General features: G+C 65.1%; 14 protein-coding genes. 7 read left to right on the top strand and 7 right to left on the bottom strand.

From position 1 onward, the window contains the following. Nucleotides 1-198: 198 nt before the first annotated feature. The 3 genes from AWB68_RS08975 to AWB68_RS08965 all read right to left on the bottom strand — a co-directional run bounded on the left by AWB68_RS08975 (nt 199) and on the right by AWB68_RS08965 (nt 3,894). Complete coding sequence (locus tag AWB68_RS08975; protein WP_087644004.1) at nt 199-2,142, bottom strand: aconitase family protein; 1,944 nt, start codon at nt 2,140-2,142, stop codon at nt 199-201. Between the two features lie 116 nt (nt 2,143-2,258). Beyond that, nucleotides 2,259-3,167: a LysR family transcriptional regulator gene (locus AWB68_RS08970; RefSeq protein ID WP_087644003.1), complete on the bottom strand. Its 909-nt coding sequence runs from the start codon at nt 3,165-3,167 to the stop codon at nt 2,259-2,261. Between the two features lie 46 nt (nt 3,168-3,213). Next, the gene (locus AWB68_RS08965; protein WP_087644002.1) at nt 3,214-3,894 is read right to left on the bottom strand and encodes a TetR/AcrR family transcriptional regulator; all 681 of its coding nucleotides are present in this window, start codon (nt 3,892-3,894) and stop codon (nt 3,214-3,216) included. Nucleotides 3,895-3,967: 73 nt separating this feature from the next. On the opposite strand from AWB68_RS08965, the gene AWB68_RS08960 reads away from it, so the two are divergent. Both AWB68_RS08960 and AWB68_RS08955 read left to right on the top strand, forming a co-directional pair. Then, nucleotides 3,968-5,473 carry an MDR family MFS transporter gene (locus AWB68_RS08960; RefSeq protein WP_087644001.1) on the top strand — a complete coding sequence of 502 codons (1,506 nt, stop codon included), beginning with the start codon at nt 3,968-3,970 and terminating at the stop codon, nt 5,471-5,473. Nucleotides 5,474-5,541: 68 nt separating this feature from the next. Further along, on the top strand, nt 5,542-5,760 hold the full coding sequence (locus AWB68_RS08955) for a hypothetical protein (protein ID WP_087644000.1): 219 nt from the start codon (nt 5,542-5,544) through the stop codon (nt 5,758-5,760). A gap of 52 nt (nt 5,761-5,812) precedes the next feature. On the opposite strand, the gene AWB68_RS08950 is transcribed toward AWB68_RS08955, so the two are convergent. Then, nucleotides 5,813-6,148 carry a helix-turn-helix domain-containing protein gene (locus AWB68_RS08950; RefSeq protein ID WP_087643999.1) on the bottom strand — a complete coding sequence of 112 codons (336 nt, stop codon included), beginning with the start codon at nt 6,146-6,148 and terminating at the stop codon, nt 5,813-5,815. Beyond that, nucleotides 6,129-6,506: a type II toxin-antitoxin system RelE/ParE family toxin gene (locus AWB68_RS08945; protein ID WP_087644054.1), complete on the bottom strand. Its 378-nt coding sequence runs from the start codon at nt 6,504-6,506 to the stop codon at nt 6,129-6,131. The genes AWB68_RS08950 and AWB68_RS08945 overlap by 20 nt, the downstream gene beginning before the upstream one ends. Nucleotides 6,507-7,119: 613 nt before the next feature. Here AWB68_RS08945 and AWB68_RS08940 point away from each other — a divergent pair. From AWB68_RS08940 to AWB68_RS08930, 3 genes are all read left to right on the top strand, one after another. After that, entirely contained in the window at nt 7,120-7,914 is a 795-nt protein-coding gene (locus tag AWB68_RS08940) for an ABC transporter substrate-binding protein (protein ID WP_087643998.1), read from the top strand. Nucleotides 7,915-8,159: 245 nt separating this feature from the next. After that, nucleotides 8,160-9,275, top strand: a complete 1,116-nt coding sequence (locus AWB68_RS08935) for a succinylglutamate desuccinylase/aspartoacylase family protein (RefSeq protein ID WP_087643997.1) — start codon at nt 8,160-8,162, stop codon at nt 9,273-9,275. A gap of 89 nt (nt 9,276-9,364) precedes the next feature. Further along, a complete protein-coding gene (locus tag AWB68_RS08930; protein WP_087643996.1) occupies nt 9,365-10,579 on the top strand; it encodes an FAD-dependent oxidoreductase in 1,215 nt (404 codons plus the stop codon). Nucleotides 10,580-10,585: 6 nt separating this feature from the next. Here the strand turns inward: AWB68_RS08930 and AWB68_RS08925 are convergent, their stop codons facing one another. Then, on the bottom strand, nt 10,586-10,954 hold the full coding sequence (locus AWB68_RS08925; RefSeq protein ID WP_087643995.1) for a nuclear transport factor 2 family protein: 369 nt from the start codon (nt 10,952-10,954) through the stop codon (nt 10,586-10,588). Between the two features lie 97 nt (nt 10,955-11,051). After that, entirely contained in the window at nt 11,052-11,714 is a 663-nt protein-coding gene (locus AWB68_RS08920) for a MarC family protein (RefSeq protein ID WP_087643994.1), read from the bottom strand. 156 nt (nt 11,715-11,870) lie between these two features. On the opposite strand from AWB68_RS08920, the gene AWB68_RS08915 reads away from it, so the two are divergent. Together AWB68_RS08915 and AWB68_RS08910 are read left to right on the top strand one after the other, a co-directional pair. Beyond that, complete coding sequence (locus AWB68_RS08915) at nt 11,871-12,173, top strand: putative quinol monooxygenase (RefSeq protein WP_087643993.1); 303 nt, start codon at nt 11,871-11,873, stop codon at nt 12,171-12,173. A gap of 59 nt (nt 12,174-12,232) precedes the next feature. Then, a complete protein-coding gene (locus AWB68_RS08910) occupies nt 12,233-14,881 on the top strand; it encodes an excinuclease ABC subunit UvrA (protein ID WP_087643992.1) in 2,649 nt (882 codons plus the stop codon). Nucleotides 14,882-14,893: the final 12 nt, after the last annotated feature.

The raw sequence follows: 14,893 nt of genomic DNA, 5'->3' as shown, positions 1-14,893 counted from the left end.
CGGTCGACCCGAGTTGGCGCTGTCGGCCAGAGTTAGCGCTTCAGCGCTTACTCTGGCCCCATGCGCCTTACTCCGTGCCCCTGCAACTTGTTACTGATGAGGCCAGTCTCGCGCCGGTTGCTCGTGCTCGTCCCTGTCGGTTCGTAGCGGCGCTGCCGGAAACGCGAAGTCCGGCGCGCATTTTAACCGCCTGGATACTCAGCGGGTCTTCTGCAACGCCTCGAACGTGACGATCCTGCCCGCCAGCGCGCTCGCCGCAACGGTGTAGGGGCTCGCGAGCCACACGTTGCCGGGCCCCGAACGGCCCGGGAAATTGCGGTTGATCGCGCTGATCGTGACGTCGGCGGAAGAGGTCGACTGGCCCGGCCCGCAATTCGCGCACGAGCCGCAGCCGGGCATCACGAGCGTGACGCCTGCCTGGTCGAAGGTCGGCAAATAGCCCTTTTCCTCGCAATAGCGGCGCACTTCCATCGTGCCGAACTGCAGGAACAATTGCGTACCGGCCGCGACTGTCATGCCGCGCTCGACGCCCCAGCGCAGCACCTCGTGGTAATAGTCGAAGTCCTCGCGCTTGCCCGCCGTGCACGAGCCGCCGTACGCAATGTTCACCGCGACTTCACAACCAAGCTGCGACGCCGCCACGCCATTGCCGGGGTCGCCGGGACGCGCGAGCATCGGCTCGATCCTGCCGGCGTCGATGCGGATCACGTCGGCGTAGGTCGCGCCCGCGTCACTCTTCATCCACCCTTCGACCGTGAAGTCGACATTGCGCCGCTCCTTCAGGAACGCGACCGTCTTCTCGTCCGGCTCGACGATGCCCGTGAATCCGCCCAGTTCCGCGACCATGTTGGTGAGCGTCGCGCGCTCGTCGATCGACATCTCGCGCACCGCCGACCCCGCGTATTCGAACACGAGGCCGATCGCGCCGCCCGCGCGGATCGACTCGGTCGCAAGCAGATACAGCACGACGTCCTTCGCTGTCACGCCCGCACGCAACGTGCCCTCGACTTCGACACGCAACGTCTCCGGCACCTTGCAGCGCACGTAGCCGGTGACCCAACTGTTCGCGATCTCGGTCGCGCCCGCGCCGAACGCAAGGCAGCCGAGCGAGCCGGAATGCGGCGTGTGCGAGTCCGTGCCCGCGACGATCTGGCCCGGCAGCGCGTAGCGTTCGGCCATCACCGCGTGACAGATGCCGTCGGAGCCGGGCACGCCATCGGGCAACGCGCCGTGCGCGCGCACCGGATAGCTGCGCGCAAAGGTGGTGTGGCCTTCCATCAGGTTCGCGACGCCCGGCAGCAAGCCGCCCTGCACGTGCGGCACGCTTTGTGGTGCGAGAATCAGATGGTCCTGGAATGCGATGATGTGATCCGGCGCGTGCAGCGCCGCCGGCTTGCCGAACGCGCGATGCATCAGGTGCGCGCACATCCCGGTGAAATAGTCGTGCGAGAAACGCCAGTCGGCAGCGACGAACACGCCGTCGCCGAGCTCGGCGCGTTCCGTGCCCGGATGCAGATGCCGCTCGATGATCTTTTCGACGAGCGTCTTCGGCTGACCGGTGCTCGCGCTCACCTCGCGCGGGCGTGGCGCGGGCCAGTCGGCGAACTTGCTGTACGCGAGCAGCCCGCCGCTGCGGATGATCTGCTGCGTGAGGGCGTCGCGGCCGCTCAGGAATTCGTCGATCGGCACCGGCTCACCCGCGAGAATGCGGTCGAGCACGGAGAAATCGGTGGTGGTCAGAATGCCGATGTTGTCGCAATTCTGCTGATAGATGCGCTCGAAACTCTCAGCGACGATCAGCCGTATTCCCGCCGACAATTCGGCAAGCGGGCTCGATTCCCGCGACGATCCCTTGCCATAGCGCTTGCCGGCGACCGTGATCTGGAAGCCGCCGTTCTTCACGTCGAAGTCGCCGATCGGTTTTTCGCCGCCCGCTTCGAAGCCGACGTACGGATACCGGCCGAGACGCTCGTCGTAGGTCAGCATGACGGTGACGGGCGTGATTTCGTCGGTCGATACGTTATCGCGCAACGGACCGGCCGCCGCCCGCGTCATCGGCTTGCCGGCGAGCTGCGCGCGGACGATGGCGGGATCCTGCGACAGGTAGAGCGCGCGGCCGCTCAGGCGAATCAGGTCTTCCATGGGCTTCTCCTTGCTACGCGTCACTATACGAGCGGCGCCCGGCGCGGCGAAGTATCGAGTTGGCAACGCTCGCGTCTCGGTTCGCGAGGCCTCTGCCCCTTTCCGCGCTCAACGCGCTAAGTGACTTCCTGCGCGAGAAACCGCACCAGCGCCGCCGCGCTCGCGCTCAACTGCTCGCGATGCTTGTAGACGATCACCAGTTGACGCACGGCCCACGCATCGGACAGTGGCACGATCGCGATATCCAGCGTGCCCAGATAAAGCTGCGCCGTCTGCTCCGGCACGATCGCCACGCCCAGTCCCGCGTGGACCATGCGGCAGAGTGCATCGAGGCTGCTCACGCGGATCTTGACGTCGAGTTGCGCGTGCTGGCGCGCCGCCTCGGCTGCGAGTTGCCGCGTCAGCGCGCTTTCATCGTGCAGGCCGACGAAGCGTTCGCCCGTCAACTCCGCGAACGCGACGCGCGCCGCCGCCGCGAACCGGTGAGCGCGCGGCACCGCGAGCGCGAGGCGGTCGGACCGATACGGCGCGTGCTCGACCTCTGCGGCATCGAGCCCCGTCGCGTTGCAGATGCCGAGATCGGCGCCGCGCTCGGCGATGAGACGCAGCACATCGGCCGTGTGGCGCTCTTCCAGGTCGATGTGAACGTTCGGAAACACGCGCTCGAATGCGGCGACGTCTTCCGGCAGGAACTGCACGATCGACGACAGATTCGCCACCACGCGCACGCTGCCCTTGGCCCCCGACTGAAACAGCGACAGTTCGGCGCTCATCGCCTCGATATCGGCGATGATCATCTGCGCGTAGCGCAGCACCGTCTCGCCGACCGGCGTCACCGCGATGCCGCGCGACTGCCGCTCGATCACCGGCAGGCCGATCAGCCCCTCGATCTCGGCGATGCGCCGGCTCACCGCCGACGACGCGATGAACTCGCGCTCCGCCGCCCGCGCGATGTTCTTCTCCTGGCAGACGGCCACGAAAAGCCGCAGCGAAGTCAAGTCGAGTTTCTTGAGCAGGTTTTCCATCGCGTCGCGCGCTCCGTGAGTGTCCGTTGGTGCCCGTTAGTGCCGCTTAGCGAGGCCCGACGCCGTGCGTGAGCAGCGCGACAGCGTGGCGCGCGATCTGCTCGCTCGTCAGCTTGCGTTCGCCTTCGCGCCACTTCCAGGTGGCAAGCGGGAATACCGTCAGGCCGAACAGCGACACGAACACCAGCGACGGCTCCAGTTCCGGGTTCAGCTTGCCCTCCCTCTGCCACTTTTCGATGCGTTCGATCGTCGCCTTCCGGTGGGCATCGCCGAAACGCTCGGCGATGCGCAGCCGGAGCAAGCCGCCCTCGCTGATCACTTCGCGGACCCAGAGCGACGCGAACCACGGATGCTTGTCGACCGTTGCGACCAGCGCTTCGGCGAACGCGCGCAGGGCATCGGCCGGCTCGTCCGAACTGGTGAACGCCTGGCCGAGTTCGGTCCGCAACGGGCCGAAGCGCTCGTCGATCAGCACGTCGAGCAACTGGTCGCGTGTCTTGAAGTAATAGTGGACCATCGCCGGCGTCACGCCCGCCTCGCGCGCGATCGCCCCGAGCGTCGTCTCGACGATGCCCTGCCGCGCGAACATGCCGAGCGCGACATCCAGTAATTGCTCGCGCGCGTCACTGCCGTGCGCGCCAGTCGGACGGCCGGGGCGCCGGCCCGCCTTCTTCGGCGCGGCGGGCGGCGCGATTGCCAAGTCAGTTTCAGTAACAACTTTTGTCATGGACGCATTGACCTTGTCAGATACCTGGCCTATATTAACTTCCGTGTTAATTAATTTCAACCGAGTCCCTGCAATGGCAGCTTTGCACCAAACCGCGGCCGCCGCGCAAGCTTCCGAAAGGCCGCCGATCCGCCTGCTCTTCACGGCGCTCCTGCTCGTCATGTTGCTCGGTGCGCTCGACCAGACCATTGTGTCGACGGCGCTGCCGACCATCGTCGGCGAACTGGGCGGGCTTGAAAACTTGTCGTGGGTCGTCACGTCATATCTGCTGACTTCGACGATCGTCGTGCCGCTCTACGGCAAGTTCGGCGACCTGTTCGGCCGCAAGGTCGTGCTGCAGGCATCGATCCTGATTTTTCTCGCCGGTTCGATCCTGTGCGGCGTAGCGCAGGACATGACGCAGCTGATCGTGTTGCGCGCGTTGCAGGGCCTGGGCGGCGGCGGCCTGATGGTCATCACGATGGCCGCGATCGCCGACGTCATTCCGCCCGCCGAGCGCGGCCGGTTCCAGGGTCTGTTCGGCGGCGTGTACGGCCTCGCGACGGTGGTCGGGCCGCTGCTCGGCGGGTTTATCGTCGAGCATTTGTCGTGGCGCTGGATCTTCTATATCAACGTGCCGCTCGGTATTGCCGCGCTCATCGTGATCGGCGCCGTGTTCAAGCCGCACACGGCGCACGTCAAACACAAGATCGACTATATGGGCGCGGCGTTTCTCGCCTCCGCCCTCACCTGCATCATCCTGTTCACGAGCCAGGGCGGCACGCTGTTGCCGTGGAGTTCGCCGCAACTGTGGTGCACGCTGCTGCTGGGGCTGATCTCGATCGGGGGTTTTGTGTATGAGGAACGCCTCGCCGCCGAACCGATCATGCCGCTCTCGCTATTCAAGGAGCGCACCTTCGTGTTGAGCGGGCTGATCGGATTCATCATCGGCTTTTCGCTGTTCGGCTCGGTCACCTTCCTGCCGCTTTATCTGCAGGTCGTGAAGGGCTCGACGCCGTCGCAAGCCGGCTTGCAGATCACGCCGATGATGGCGGGCGTGCTGTTCTCGTCGATCGTGAGCGGGCGCGTAATCAGCAAGATCGGCAAGTACCGCTTGTTTCCGATCGCCGGCACGGCGCTCGTCGCCAGCGCGATGCTGCTGCTTTCCACGTTGCAGATCGCCACGCCGATTCACGTCATGTACGCCTACATGGCGGTGCTCGGCCTGGGACTCGGCATGGTGATGCAGGTGCTCGTGCTCGCAGTGCAGAACGCCGTGGAGTTTCGCTTCATCGGCGTGGCGACCTCCGGTGCGACGCTGTTTCGCTCGATTGGCGGCTCGGTGGGCGTCGCCGCCTTCGGCGCGATCTTCACGAACGGACTGCGCTCGCGGCTCGAAGCGGCGATTCCAGCAGGCGTCGAGTTGCCGCGATCGCTTGGGCCGCAAGCCATCCAGCACTTGCCGGCCGCGCTGCATGACGATTACCTGAACGCCTTCGCAGCGTCGATGCACACGGTTTATCTGGTCGCGGCGGGTGTCGTGTTAATTGCGTTCGTGCTCGCGTGGTTCATGAAGGATCAGCCGCTGCGCAAGCGTTGAGCCGACCGTTCGGCACGAGCCTCGCGCGCCTTGAGGTAAGCTCGCAGCCCCGATCCCAGGAGAATCTGATGCAGCAGGCGAAATATCTGGCCTTCGTGGCGTTGTGCGCGTTGGCTGCACTGTCGACGGCCGCCCGGGCGGAAACGTATCACTTCGCGGAGGGCGCGTCTTCCATGCCGGGACAACACTCCGGCGCCCACTCGTCTCATGCGCCCGCGAAACACAAGAGCCACACGTCGAAGCATCGCGCCGGGCAAGCCGGCAAGACGCTCGATAGCCACCAGTAGCCACCAGCAGCAGCCGACAGCGGCCGATAGCCACATTCGAGCGGCGGCGAACTCAGGCCACGGCGAGCACGAGATGGCCCGTCTCGGCCGCGGTCCGCTTCACCGTGATCTCGATGTCGTATCCGAGGCGCGTCAGGCAATCCATCAGTTTGCGTTCCGAAAGATTGGCGAAATCGCCGCGCAGCAGGCCGGACACCTTTGGTTGCGGGATGCCCATGCGGCGAGCCGCCTGCTCCTGAGTGAGCTCAAGCCGACGAATGGCCTTTGCGATCTCGAACACGAGCCCGGACTTGATCTTGAGCTTTTCGGCGTCGGGCAGACCGAGGTCGGCGAAGACGTTACCCGAACCGACTTCGAATTCCACACCATCAATGATACGTTTTTCCACTTCGTAGCTCCTTGGCCAAGATTTCCACCACTTTCAGCCGCGACCGGACGATGTCCATCTCTTCGCTTGGCGTGGCGATACCGCACTTGCTCTTCTTCTGGAAGCAGTGCAGAACAAATACCGCTTCCCGATACCGCACCGTATAGACCGCGCGATAGGTACCCGCAGCGTCGTCCTCCACGATCTCCAGCACGCCCGCACCGCCGAAACTGCGCAACACTTTCGCCGCCTGATGGTGACTACCGCGTTGCGCGACATCGAGCGCGTGACCGAAAAACTGGCGCACCTCCGCTGGAAGCGCGCACAGATCCTTTTTGCTGCTGCCCACCCAGAAGAGCGGTTTTTCGTCTGACTGCATGTATTTATACTCGAACAGGTATACAAACGCAAGTCGCTTTTTGTCGCAACTCATGGACGGCGTCGTGGGGACGTTGGGGAAAGTCCTGGTCATAACGCCAGTTCGAGCATCGCCCGGCGATGAAAGACGGGCAATTCAGCCGGATGGCATACGCCCGGATGCACCAAAGGCCTTGCGGCTCACGCCGCAAGGCCTTTGGGTACAACTGATGAGATTCACGTTGCGAGCCGCACGGCCTCGAACCAGGGGACTGCACCGGGCGATCGGATGCAGGGAAATCAGAATCTCGCGCAGCGCTTGCTAGCTCATCGAAGGATCGCGTCTACTTTCAAGCACCTGACGAAAGTCGAACGTCGAACTTTCGTGCCGGCCCGGATCACGCACTCATCGTCCGATGTCACCAGGCGCGCTCTGCGAACCCGCACGAGGATTGACTCTAATCAGCCGCCATCGGGGCTTTCACTAACTCCGTAACTATTTTGGGATGTTAATCTGCTGCGGATTCTGACTGGACACGATCCGCGGAATAGAAAACCGTGCGGTGCGACTCGCGCCGCCGCCCCGGAAAAGAGACCTGCCGGGATGTATCGACCACCCTCTGGAGTTTAAAACAGTGAAAAAACTGCTTGCCGCCCTGACGATGTCCCTCATCGCAGTCACGTCGCTTACCGCCGTCACCGCCGCACAGGCCAAGGACTATTCCACGATCCGCTTCGGCGTCGACGCTAGCTATCCGCCGTTCGAATCGAAGGGACCGGACGGCAAGCTGGTGGGCTTCGACATCGACCTCGGCAACGAAATCTGCGCGCGCCTGAAGGCGAAGTGCGTGTGGGTCGAAAACGACTTCGACGGCATGATCCCGGCACTGAAGGCGAAGAAGTTCGACGGCGTGCTCTCGTCGATGTCGATGACGCCGCAACGCGCCGAGCAGATCGCGTTCTCGAGCAAGCTCTTCAACACCCCGACGCGCCTCGTCGCGAAGAAGGGCAGCAACATCCAGCCGACGCCGGAAAGCCTGGCGGGCAAGACGGTCGGCGTGGAGCAAGGCACGATTCAGGAAACCTACGCCAAGACCTATTGGGCGCCCAAGGGCGTGAAGGTCACGCCGTACCAGAACCAGGACCAGGTCTACGCCGACCTGATCGCAGGCCGTCTGGACGCGGCGCTGCAGGACGCGGTGCAGGCTGAAATCGGCTTCCTGAAGACGCCGCGCGGCGCGGGCTTCGAATACGCCGGCAAGAACATCGACGATCCGAAGACGCTCGGCAACGGCGCCGGCATCGGCCTGCGCAAAGAAGATACGGACTTGAAGTCGAAGATCGACAAGGCAATCGCCGACATCATCAAGGACGGCACGTACAAGAAGCTGGAGAAGAAGTACTTCGACTTCGACGTGTACGGCAGCTAAGCCACGCCGCAAGCGATCCGAAAGCCGCGCAGCAAGCAGCTTTCACGACGGGCTCCGCGCTTTGCGCGGGGCCCGTTTTGTTTGGACTGCGCGCTCTCCAAGGATTCGCCGCAGCCGTTTTCGGCTAAGATCGAACGTCTGGAGCGCGCGCTGCCGGGCCGAGACACCCGGGCTTCGCCGCGCTCCACTTCCCTTTGCAACCATCCAAAGCGCGACCGGATGCATTCGTCGTGCGCTCGAAGACCATGCAGACCAAAAGCCATAACCTGATTTCACCGACGCTCGGCACTGCCCGCGCCATCACGAGTTTTCACTACGGTCCCGGCGGCGGCCAGAAGATTTATATCCAGTCGTCCCTGCACGCGGACGAACTGCCCGGCATGCTCGTCGCGTGGCGCCTGCGCCGCCATCTCGCCGCGTTCGAGGCGGCGGGGAAGCTGCGCGGTGAAGTGGTCATCGTGCCGGTGCCGAATCCGATCGGCTTGAACCAGCTCCTGCACGGCCAGTTGCTCGGCCGCTTCGAGGCGAACAGCGGCCACAATTTCAACCGCAATTTCCACGATCTCGCCGCGCTCGTCGCGCCGCGCATCGAAGCGCGCCTGACCGGCGACGTCGATGCGAACAAGCTCGCCGTGCGCGCCGCCATGCTTGACGCGCTCGACGAACAGACGCCGCATACCGAACTCGAATCGCAACGCCTCGCGCTGCAAAAACTATCTTACGACGCCGATGTCGTGCTCGACCTGCATTGCGACCTCGACGCCGCGCTGCATCTGTACACGAATCCGGACATCTGGGAAGAAGTCGAACCGCTCGCGCGCTACCTGGACTCGAAGGCATCGCTGCTGGCTCTGAACTCGGTCGGCAATCCGTTCGACGAGATCCACAGTTTCTGCTGGTCCGACCTGCGCGCGCGGTTCGGCGAGCGCTACCCGATCCCGAACGGCGGCATCTCGGTGACGGTCGAACTGCGCAGCCAGCATGACGTGTCGTACGAATTAGCCGACGCCGACTCGCAGGGCATCGTCAATTACCTGATCCATCGTGGCGTGATCGATGCGCCCGCCGCGCCCATGCCGCCGCTCGCCCATCCCGCGACGCCGCTCGCGGGCGCCGAGCCGATCGTCGCGCCGGTGTCGGGCGTGCTCGTGTTCCGCGCTAAGGTCGGCGCGTTCATCGAGGCGGGTGACGCGATCGCCGATGTCGTCGATCCGCTCACCGATACCGTGACCACGCTCAATTGCACGACCTCGGGCGTGATGTACGCGCGGCACATCACGCGCTTTGCGACGGCCGGACTCGAGGTGGCGCGCATCGCCGGCGCGAAGGCGTTCCGCACCGGATCGCTGCTGTCGGCCTAGCTGCACGTTGCGCGGTAATTGCATAGCTAAGACGCTCCGGCATAGCATTGCGCGACCCCTGCCTGCCGCGAAGGCAAAGGAGCGCCCGTTTGACACCGTCCGACTATGACGTCGCCATCGTCGGCGGAGGGCTGGCCGGCGCGACGCTTGCGCGCGCGCTGGCCGGGAGCGGCATCCGCACGCTCGTCGTCGAGCGCGCGCTCGCGTTCAAGGATCGCGTGCGCGGCGAAGGGATGCTGTCTTGGGGGCGTCCCGAGGCCACCGCGCTCGGCATCGACGGCCTGCTCGATAGCGCCGGCGCGATCGAAGTCCGCTACTGGAAGCGCTATCTCGGCGGCGCGCCGCGCGACTGCCGCGATCTGATTGCGACCACACCGGGGCACCACGGGTGCCTCGACTTCTATCATCCCGCCATGCAGCGCCAGCTTCTCGACTCCGCGGAGGCAGCCGGCGCAGACGTTCGGCGCGGCGTCGAAATCACCGCGGTCGAAGCCGGCACGCCGCCGTACTTGCGGATGCGCGGCGCGCACGGCGAAGAGCGAATATCGGCGAGACTCGTGATCGGCGCCGATGGCCGTGCCTCGAAAGTGCGCGCGACGGCGGGCTTCACGGTCGATCGCGACCAGCATCCGCTGATGATCGCAGGCGTTCTGCACGAGGGTCTGTACGTGCCGGACGATACCGTTCAGTACGTCCAGAATCCGGCTGTCGGACGAGCGGCGCTGGTCTTTCCGCTCGGCAAGCAGCGCTTTCGGTCGTATTTCGTGTACTCGTCGGCCAATACGCCGCGCACGATGAGCGGCAGCGGCCATGCCGGCGACTTCGTGACCTCGTGCGTCGAAACGGGTGCGCCGCGGGAGTGGTACGAAAAAGCCGAAGCCGCCGGTCCGCTTGCGGCCTATCCGGGCGCCGATACGTGGGTCGAGCATCCGTATCGCGACGGCGTCGTGCTGATCGGCGATGCTGCCGCAGCCAGCAATCCGGCCTGGGGCTGCGGCCTTGCGCTGACGCTTCGCGACGTGCGCGTGCTGCGCGACCGCCTGCTGGCAACGAATGACTGGGACGCGGCCGCCCACGCGTACGCGCGCGAGCACGATGCGTACTACGGCGCGCTGCATCGCGTGCAGAGCTGGCTCATGCTGCTGATGTACGAGACTGGCCCTGCCGCCGACGCGCGCCGTGCGCACGTCTTCCCCAACCTGGCGAAAGACCCGGGCCGCGCGCCCGACATGCAGGGCCTCGGCCCCGAGACGCCCAGCGACGAAGCGGCACGCCGCCGCTTCTTTGCCGAAGATGTCGTTTGAAGGGAGTCAGAACGGAACGAGGCTGCATTGCGCAGCGATGATCCGCCAGCCGCCGCCTGTTTCACACCACGTGCGCGTGTACCGGAGACTGCCGGCGAACGGCGCGCCGCCGAACGTGCCACGCAACGCGACGCGCGTCACCGTGACGGCGCATTTCTCATACACGCGAACCGTCTGCTCTTCCACGTCGAGTTGCTCGATGCGCTGAACGCCGTATCGATGCCCGTTCAAGTCGTCCGTTTTGGTCCAGACCTTGCCCGTTGCATCGACGAAAGTCAGGTCGTCGGCGAGCAGCGTGCCGAGCGCGTCGACGTCGGATGCCAGCATTGCTTGTTGCAGGCGCGTTTCGAGTTCGCGGATTCCGTTTTCGTCCATGGGTTCGCTCGCTGTCGATTGAACCGCGAGCATAACCTGAAGCCCGGAACGACGAAACGACGGAACGCCGGAACGATCGCGCTGAAACCCCCGATGGCTAACGCGCGCTCGCAATCGGCGCCAGGAATTCGCCGATTCCGGTCAGCATGATCTGCACGCCGACGCACAGCAGCAGGAACGACGAGATCCGCATCGCCACCTTCGTGCCATCGATGCCCAGATAGCGCGAAAAACGCGCGGAGTGGCTGAGCGTCAAATAGACAGCACCGGCGACCAGCGCCGAAATCGCAATCGATGCCACCGCCGACGCCACGAATTCCGACAGCTTGTGCGTGCGATTGGCGTTGAGCGCAATCGCCGTGGCGATGGAGCCCGGGCCGGTCGTGAGTGGAATGGTCAGCGGGAAAAAGGCTTTCGACATCGCGTTGTCGGCATCGACGTTGCGCACGGTCGCTTCCTTCGTGCTGACGTCGGGCGCGTTGAGCATCTGCCAGCCGCTGACCGCCACCGCAAGCCCGCCGCCGATGCGCAGCGCCTGCATCGAAATGCCGAACAGATGCAGGATCGGCGTGCCGGCAAAGAACGCGACCAGCAGCACGCACATCGAATTGATCGCCACCTTCTTCGCGAGGGCGTCGCGCTCTTCCGTGGTGAGGCCCTCCGTGCGGTCGAGAAACACGAACGCGACGCCCAGCGGATTGATGATGCTGATCAATCCGGTGAAGCCGAACAGGATGTCCGAAATCAGACTGCCGATCATGAGTGCCCTCGCTTTTTCATCGATTCCAGCGCCACTGCAATCAATACACCATCGGCGGGCGTTTTGACATGCCGCCTGGCACCCCATCCCGGCGGGAATCAAAGAGAGCACCTATGATTCGATCATCCCCCCAACGTCTGCCAAAGGAGTCGTGTCATGGTGAAGGCCGCATTGTTCGTCCGCCTGGAAGCGAAGCCGGGCAAGGAGCAGGAAGTGGAGAGCTTCCTGATGAGTGGACTGCCGCTCGTCGAGCAGGAACCTGCAACGATCGCGTGGTTCGGCCTGCGCATCGGCCCGTCGACGTTCGGCATCTTCGACGCATTTCCCGACGACGCCGGTCGCCAGGCGCACTTGTCGGGCAAGGTCGCCGAGGCGCTGATGGCGAAGGCCGCTGATCTGTTCGCGAAGCCGCCCGAGATCATGAACATCGACGTGCTCGCGGCGAAGCTGCCTTCGTAAGGTGCCTTCATAAGCGGCCTCCTGGCGTTCGGGCGCGGCGCTTGCTATCGTCGGAGCGCATGAACTCCCGCCCAAAACCTTCCGTCGAAGCATCGCGTGCCGGCTTTGTCCGCGTTCGCGGCGCGCGCGAACACAACCTCAAGAACATCGACGTCGACATTCCCCGCGATGCGCTCGTCGTGTTCACGGGCGTGTCCGGTTCGGGCAAGTCGTCGCTTGCGTTCGGCACACTCTATGCCGAGGCGCAGCGTCGCTACTTCGAATCCGTCGCGCCTTACGCGCGGCGGCTGATCGAACAGGTCGGCGTGCCCGAAGTCGACGCGATCGAAGGGTTGCCGCCCGCCGTCGCGCTCCAGCAGCAGCGCGGCACGCCGAACGCGCGGTCGTCGGTGGGCAGCGTCACCACGCTGTCGAGCCTCGTGCGCATGCTCTATTCGCGCACTGGCAGCTATCCGCCGAAGCAGCCGATGCTCTTCGCCGAGGACTTCTCGCCGAACACGGTCCAGGGCGCGTGCCCGACGTGTCACGGACTCGGGCGCGTCTACGAGGTCACGGAAAAATCGCTGGTTCCCGACGATTCGCTGACGATCCGCGAGCGCGCGATCGCCGCATGGCCGCCGGCGTGGCACGGGCAGAACCTGCGCGACATCCTCGTGACGCTCGGCTACGACGTCGACACACCGTGGCGCGATCTGCCGAAGCAGGATCGCGACTGGATTCTCTTCACCGACGAAACGCCGACCGTCCCCGTCTACGCCGGCCTGACGCCCGAGGCCACGCGCGTCGCGCTCAAGCGCAAGCTGGAGCCGAGCTACCAGGGCACGTTTTCCGGCGCGCGGCGCTACGTGCTGCATACGTTCGCGAACACGCAGAGCGCGCTGATGAAAAAGCGCGTCTCGCAATACATGGTCAGCAGCGAATGCCCGGCGTGTCATGGCAAGCGGTTGAAGCGCGAGGCGTTGTCGGTGAAGTTCGCGGGGCTCGATATCGCCGCGTTTTCGCGCCTGCCGCTGGCGCGCGTCGCCGACCTCCTCGGACCGATCGCGCGCGGCGAATTGCCCGCACACACGCACGGGAACGATGGCGACGGCGCGATCCTCGGCAAGCGCGCCATGCGCGAGGCGACCGAGCGGCGCGTCGCCGCCGGCGGCTCGGCGCACAAGGCGTCGCCCGATGTCAGGCGCACGCCGAACATGTCGGACGAGAAACGGGTCGCGGCGCAGCGTATCGCGGCGGAGCTACTCGAACGCCTCACGACGCTCACCGATCTCGGCCTCGGCTACCTCGCGCTCGATCGTGCGACGCCCACGCTTTCATCGGGCGAATTGCAGCGCCTGCGTCTCGCGACCCAGCTCGCATCGCAACTGTTCGGCGTCGTATATGTGCTCGACGAACCATCGGCGGGCCTGCATCCGGCCGACGGCGAAGCGCTCTTCGCAGCACTCGAGCGCCTGAAGGCGGCGGGCAATTCGCTGTTCGTCGTGGAGCACGATCTCAGCATGATGCGTCGCGCGGACTGGCTCGTCGATGTCGGACCGGCGGCGGGCGAACAGGGCGGACATGTGGTCTATAGCGGGCCGCCAAAGGGGCTCGCGAACGTCGAGGAATCGCAGACGCGCAAGCATCTCTTCGCCACGCACAAGCCCGCCGCGCACACGCCGCGCAAGCCTTCGGGCTGGCTGCGGCTCGCGAAGATCACGCGCAACAACCTGCATGAGCTCGATGCGTCGTTTCCGCTCGGCTGCTTCACGACCGTGACCGGTGTGTCGGGGTCGGGCAAGTCGAGCCTCGTCAGCCAGGCGCTGCCGGAACTCGTCGCGGCTCATCTCGGGCGCACGCTCACGCCCGATGCCGACGAAGAGCTCGATCCGCTGCTCGCCGCCGACACTGAACCGACGGGCGGCGATATCGTCGAAGGCATGAGCGCGATCCGGCGGCTCGTACGCGTCGACCAGAAGCCGATCGGTCGCACGCCACGTTCGAACCTCGCCACCTACACGGGACTCTTCGATCACGTCCGCAAGCTCTTTGCCGACACCCCCGCGGCTCGCAAGCGGCGCTACGACGCGGGCCGCTTTTCGTTCAACGTCGCGAAGGGCCGCTGCCCGACGTGCGAAGGCGAAGGCTTCGTCAGCGTCGAACTGCTGTTCCTGCCGAGCGTCTATGCACCCTGCTCCACCTGCCACGGCACGCGCTACAACGCGCAAACGCTCGAAATCGACTGGCATGGCAAGAGCATCGCGCAGGTGCTGGGACTGACCGTCGACGCCGCCTGCGAGTTCTTCGCCGGCGAAGCGCAAGTCATGCGCGCGCTGAAGGTGTTGCAGGACATCGGCCTCGGCTATCTGCGGCTCGGCCAGCCCGCGACGGAACTGTCGGGCGGCGAGGCGCAGCGCATCAAGCTCGCGACCGAATTGCAGCGCGCGCAACGCGGCGACTCGCTCTATATCCTCGACGAACCGACCACGGGCCTGCATCCCGCCGACGTGGACCGGTTGATGACGCAACTCCAGGGACTCGTCGATGCGGGCAATACGGTGATCGTCGTCGAGCATGACATGCGCGTTGCCGCGCATAGCGACTGGCTCATCGACATCGGCCCCGGTGCCGGCGATGACGGCGGCAAAACCGTGGCTTGCGGACTGCCGCGCGAAGTCGCCAAGGTCGGCGCGAGCCGCACGGCGGCGTACCTGCGGGAACGGCTGTAAACGAAGCACATC

It is taken from the genome of Caballeronia choica (genome assembly GCF_001544535.1).
GTDB classification, from domain to species: domain Bacteria; phylum Pseudomonadota; class Gammaproteobacteria; order Burkholderiales; family Burkholderiaceae; genus Caballeronia; species Caballeronia choica.
Note: the sequence above shows the minus strand (reverse complement) of the source record. Positions and strands in the feature narration are given on the sequence as shown.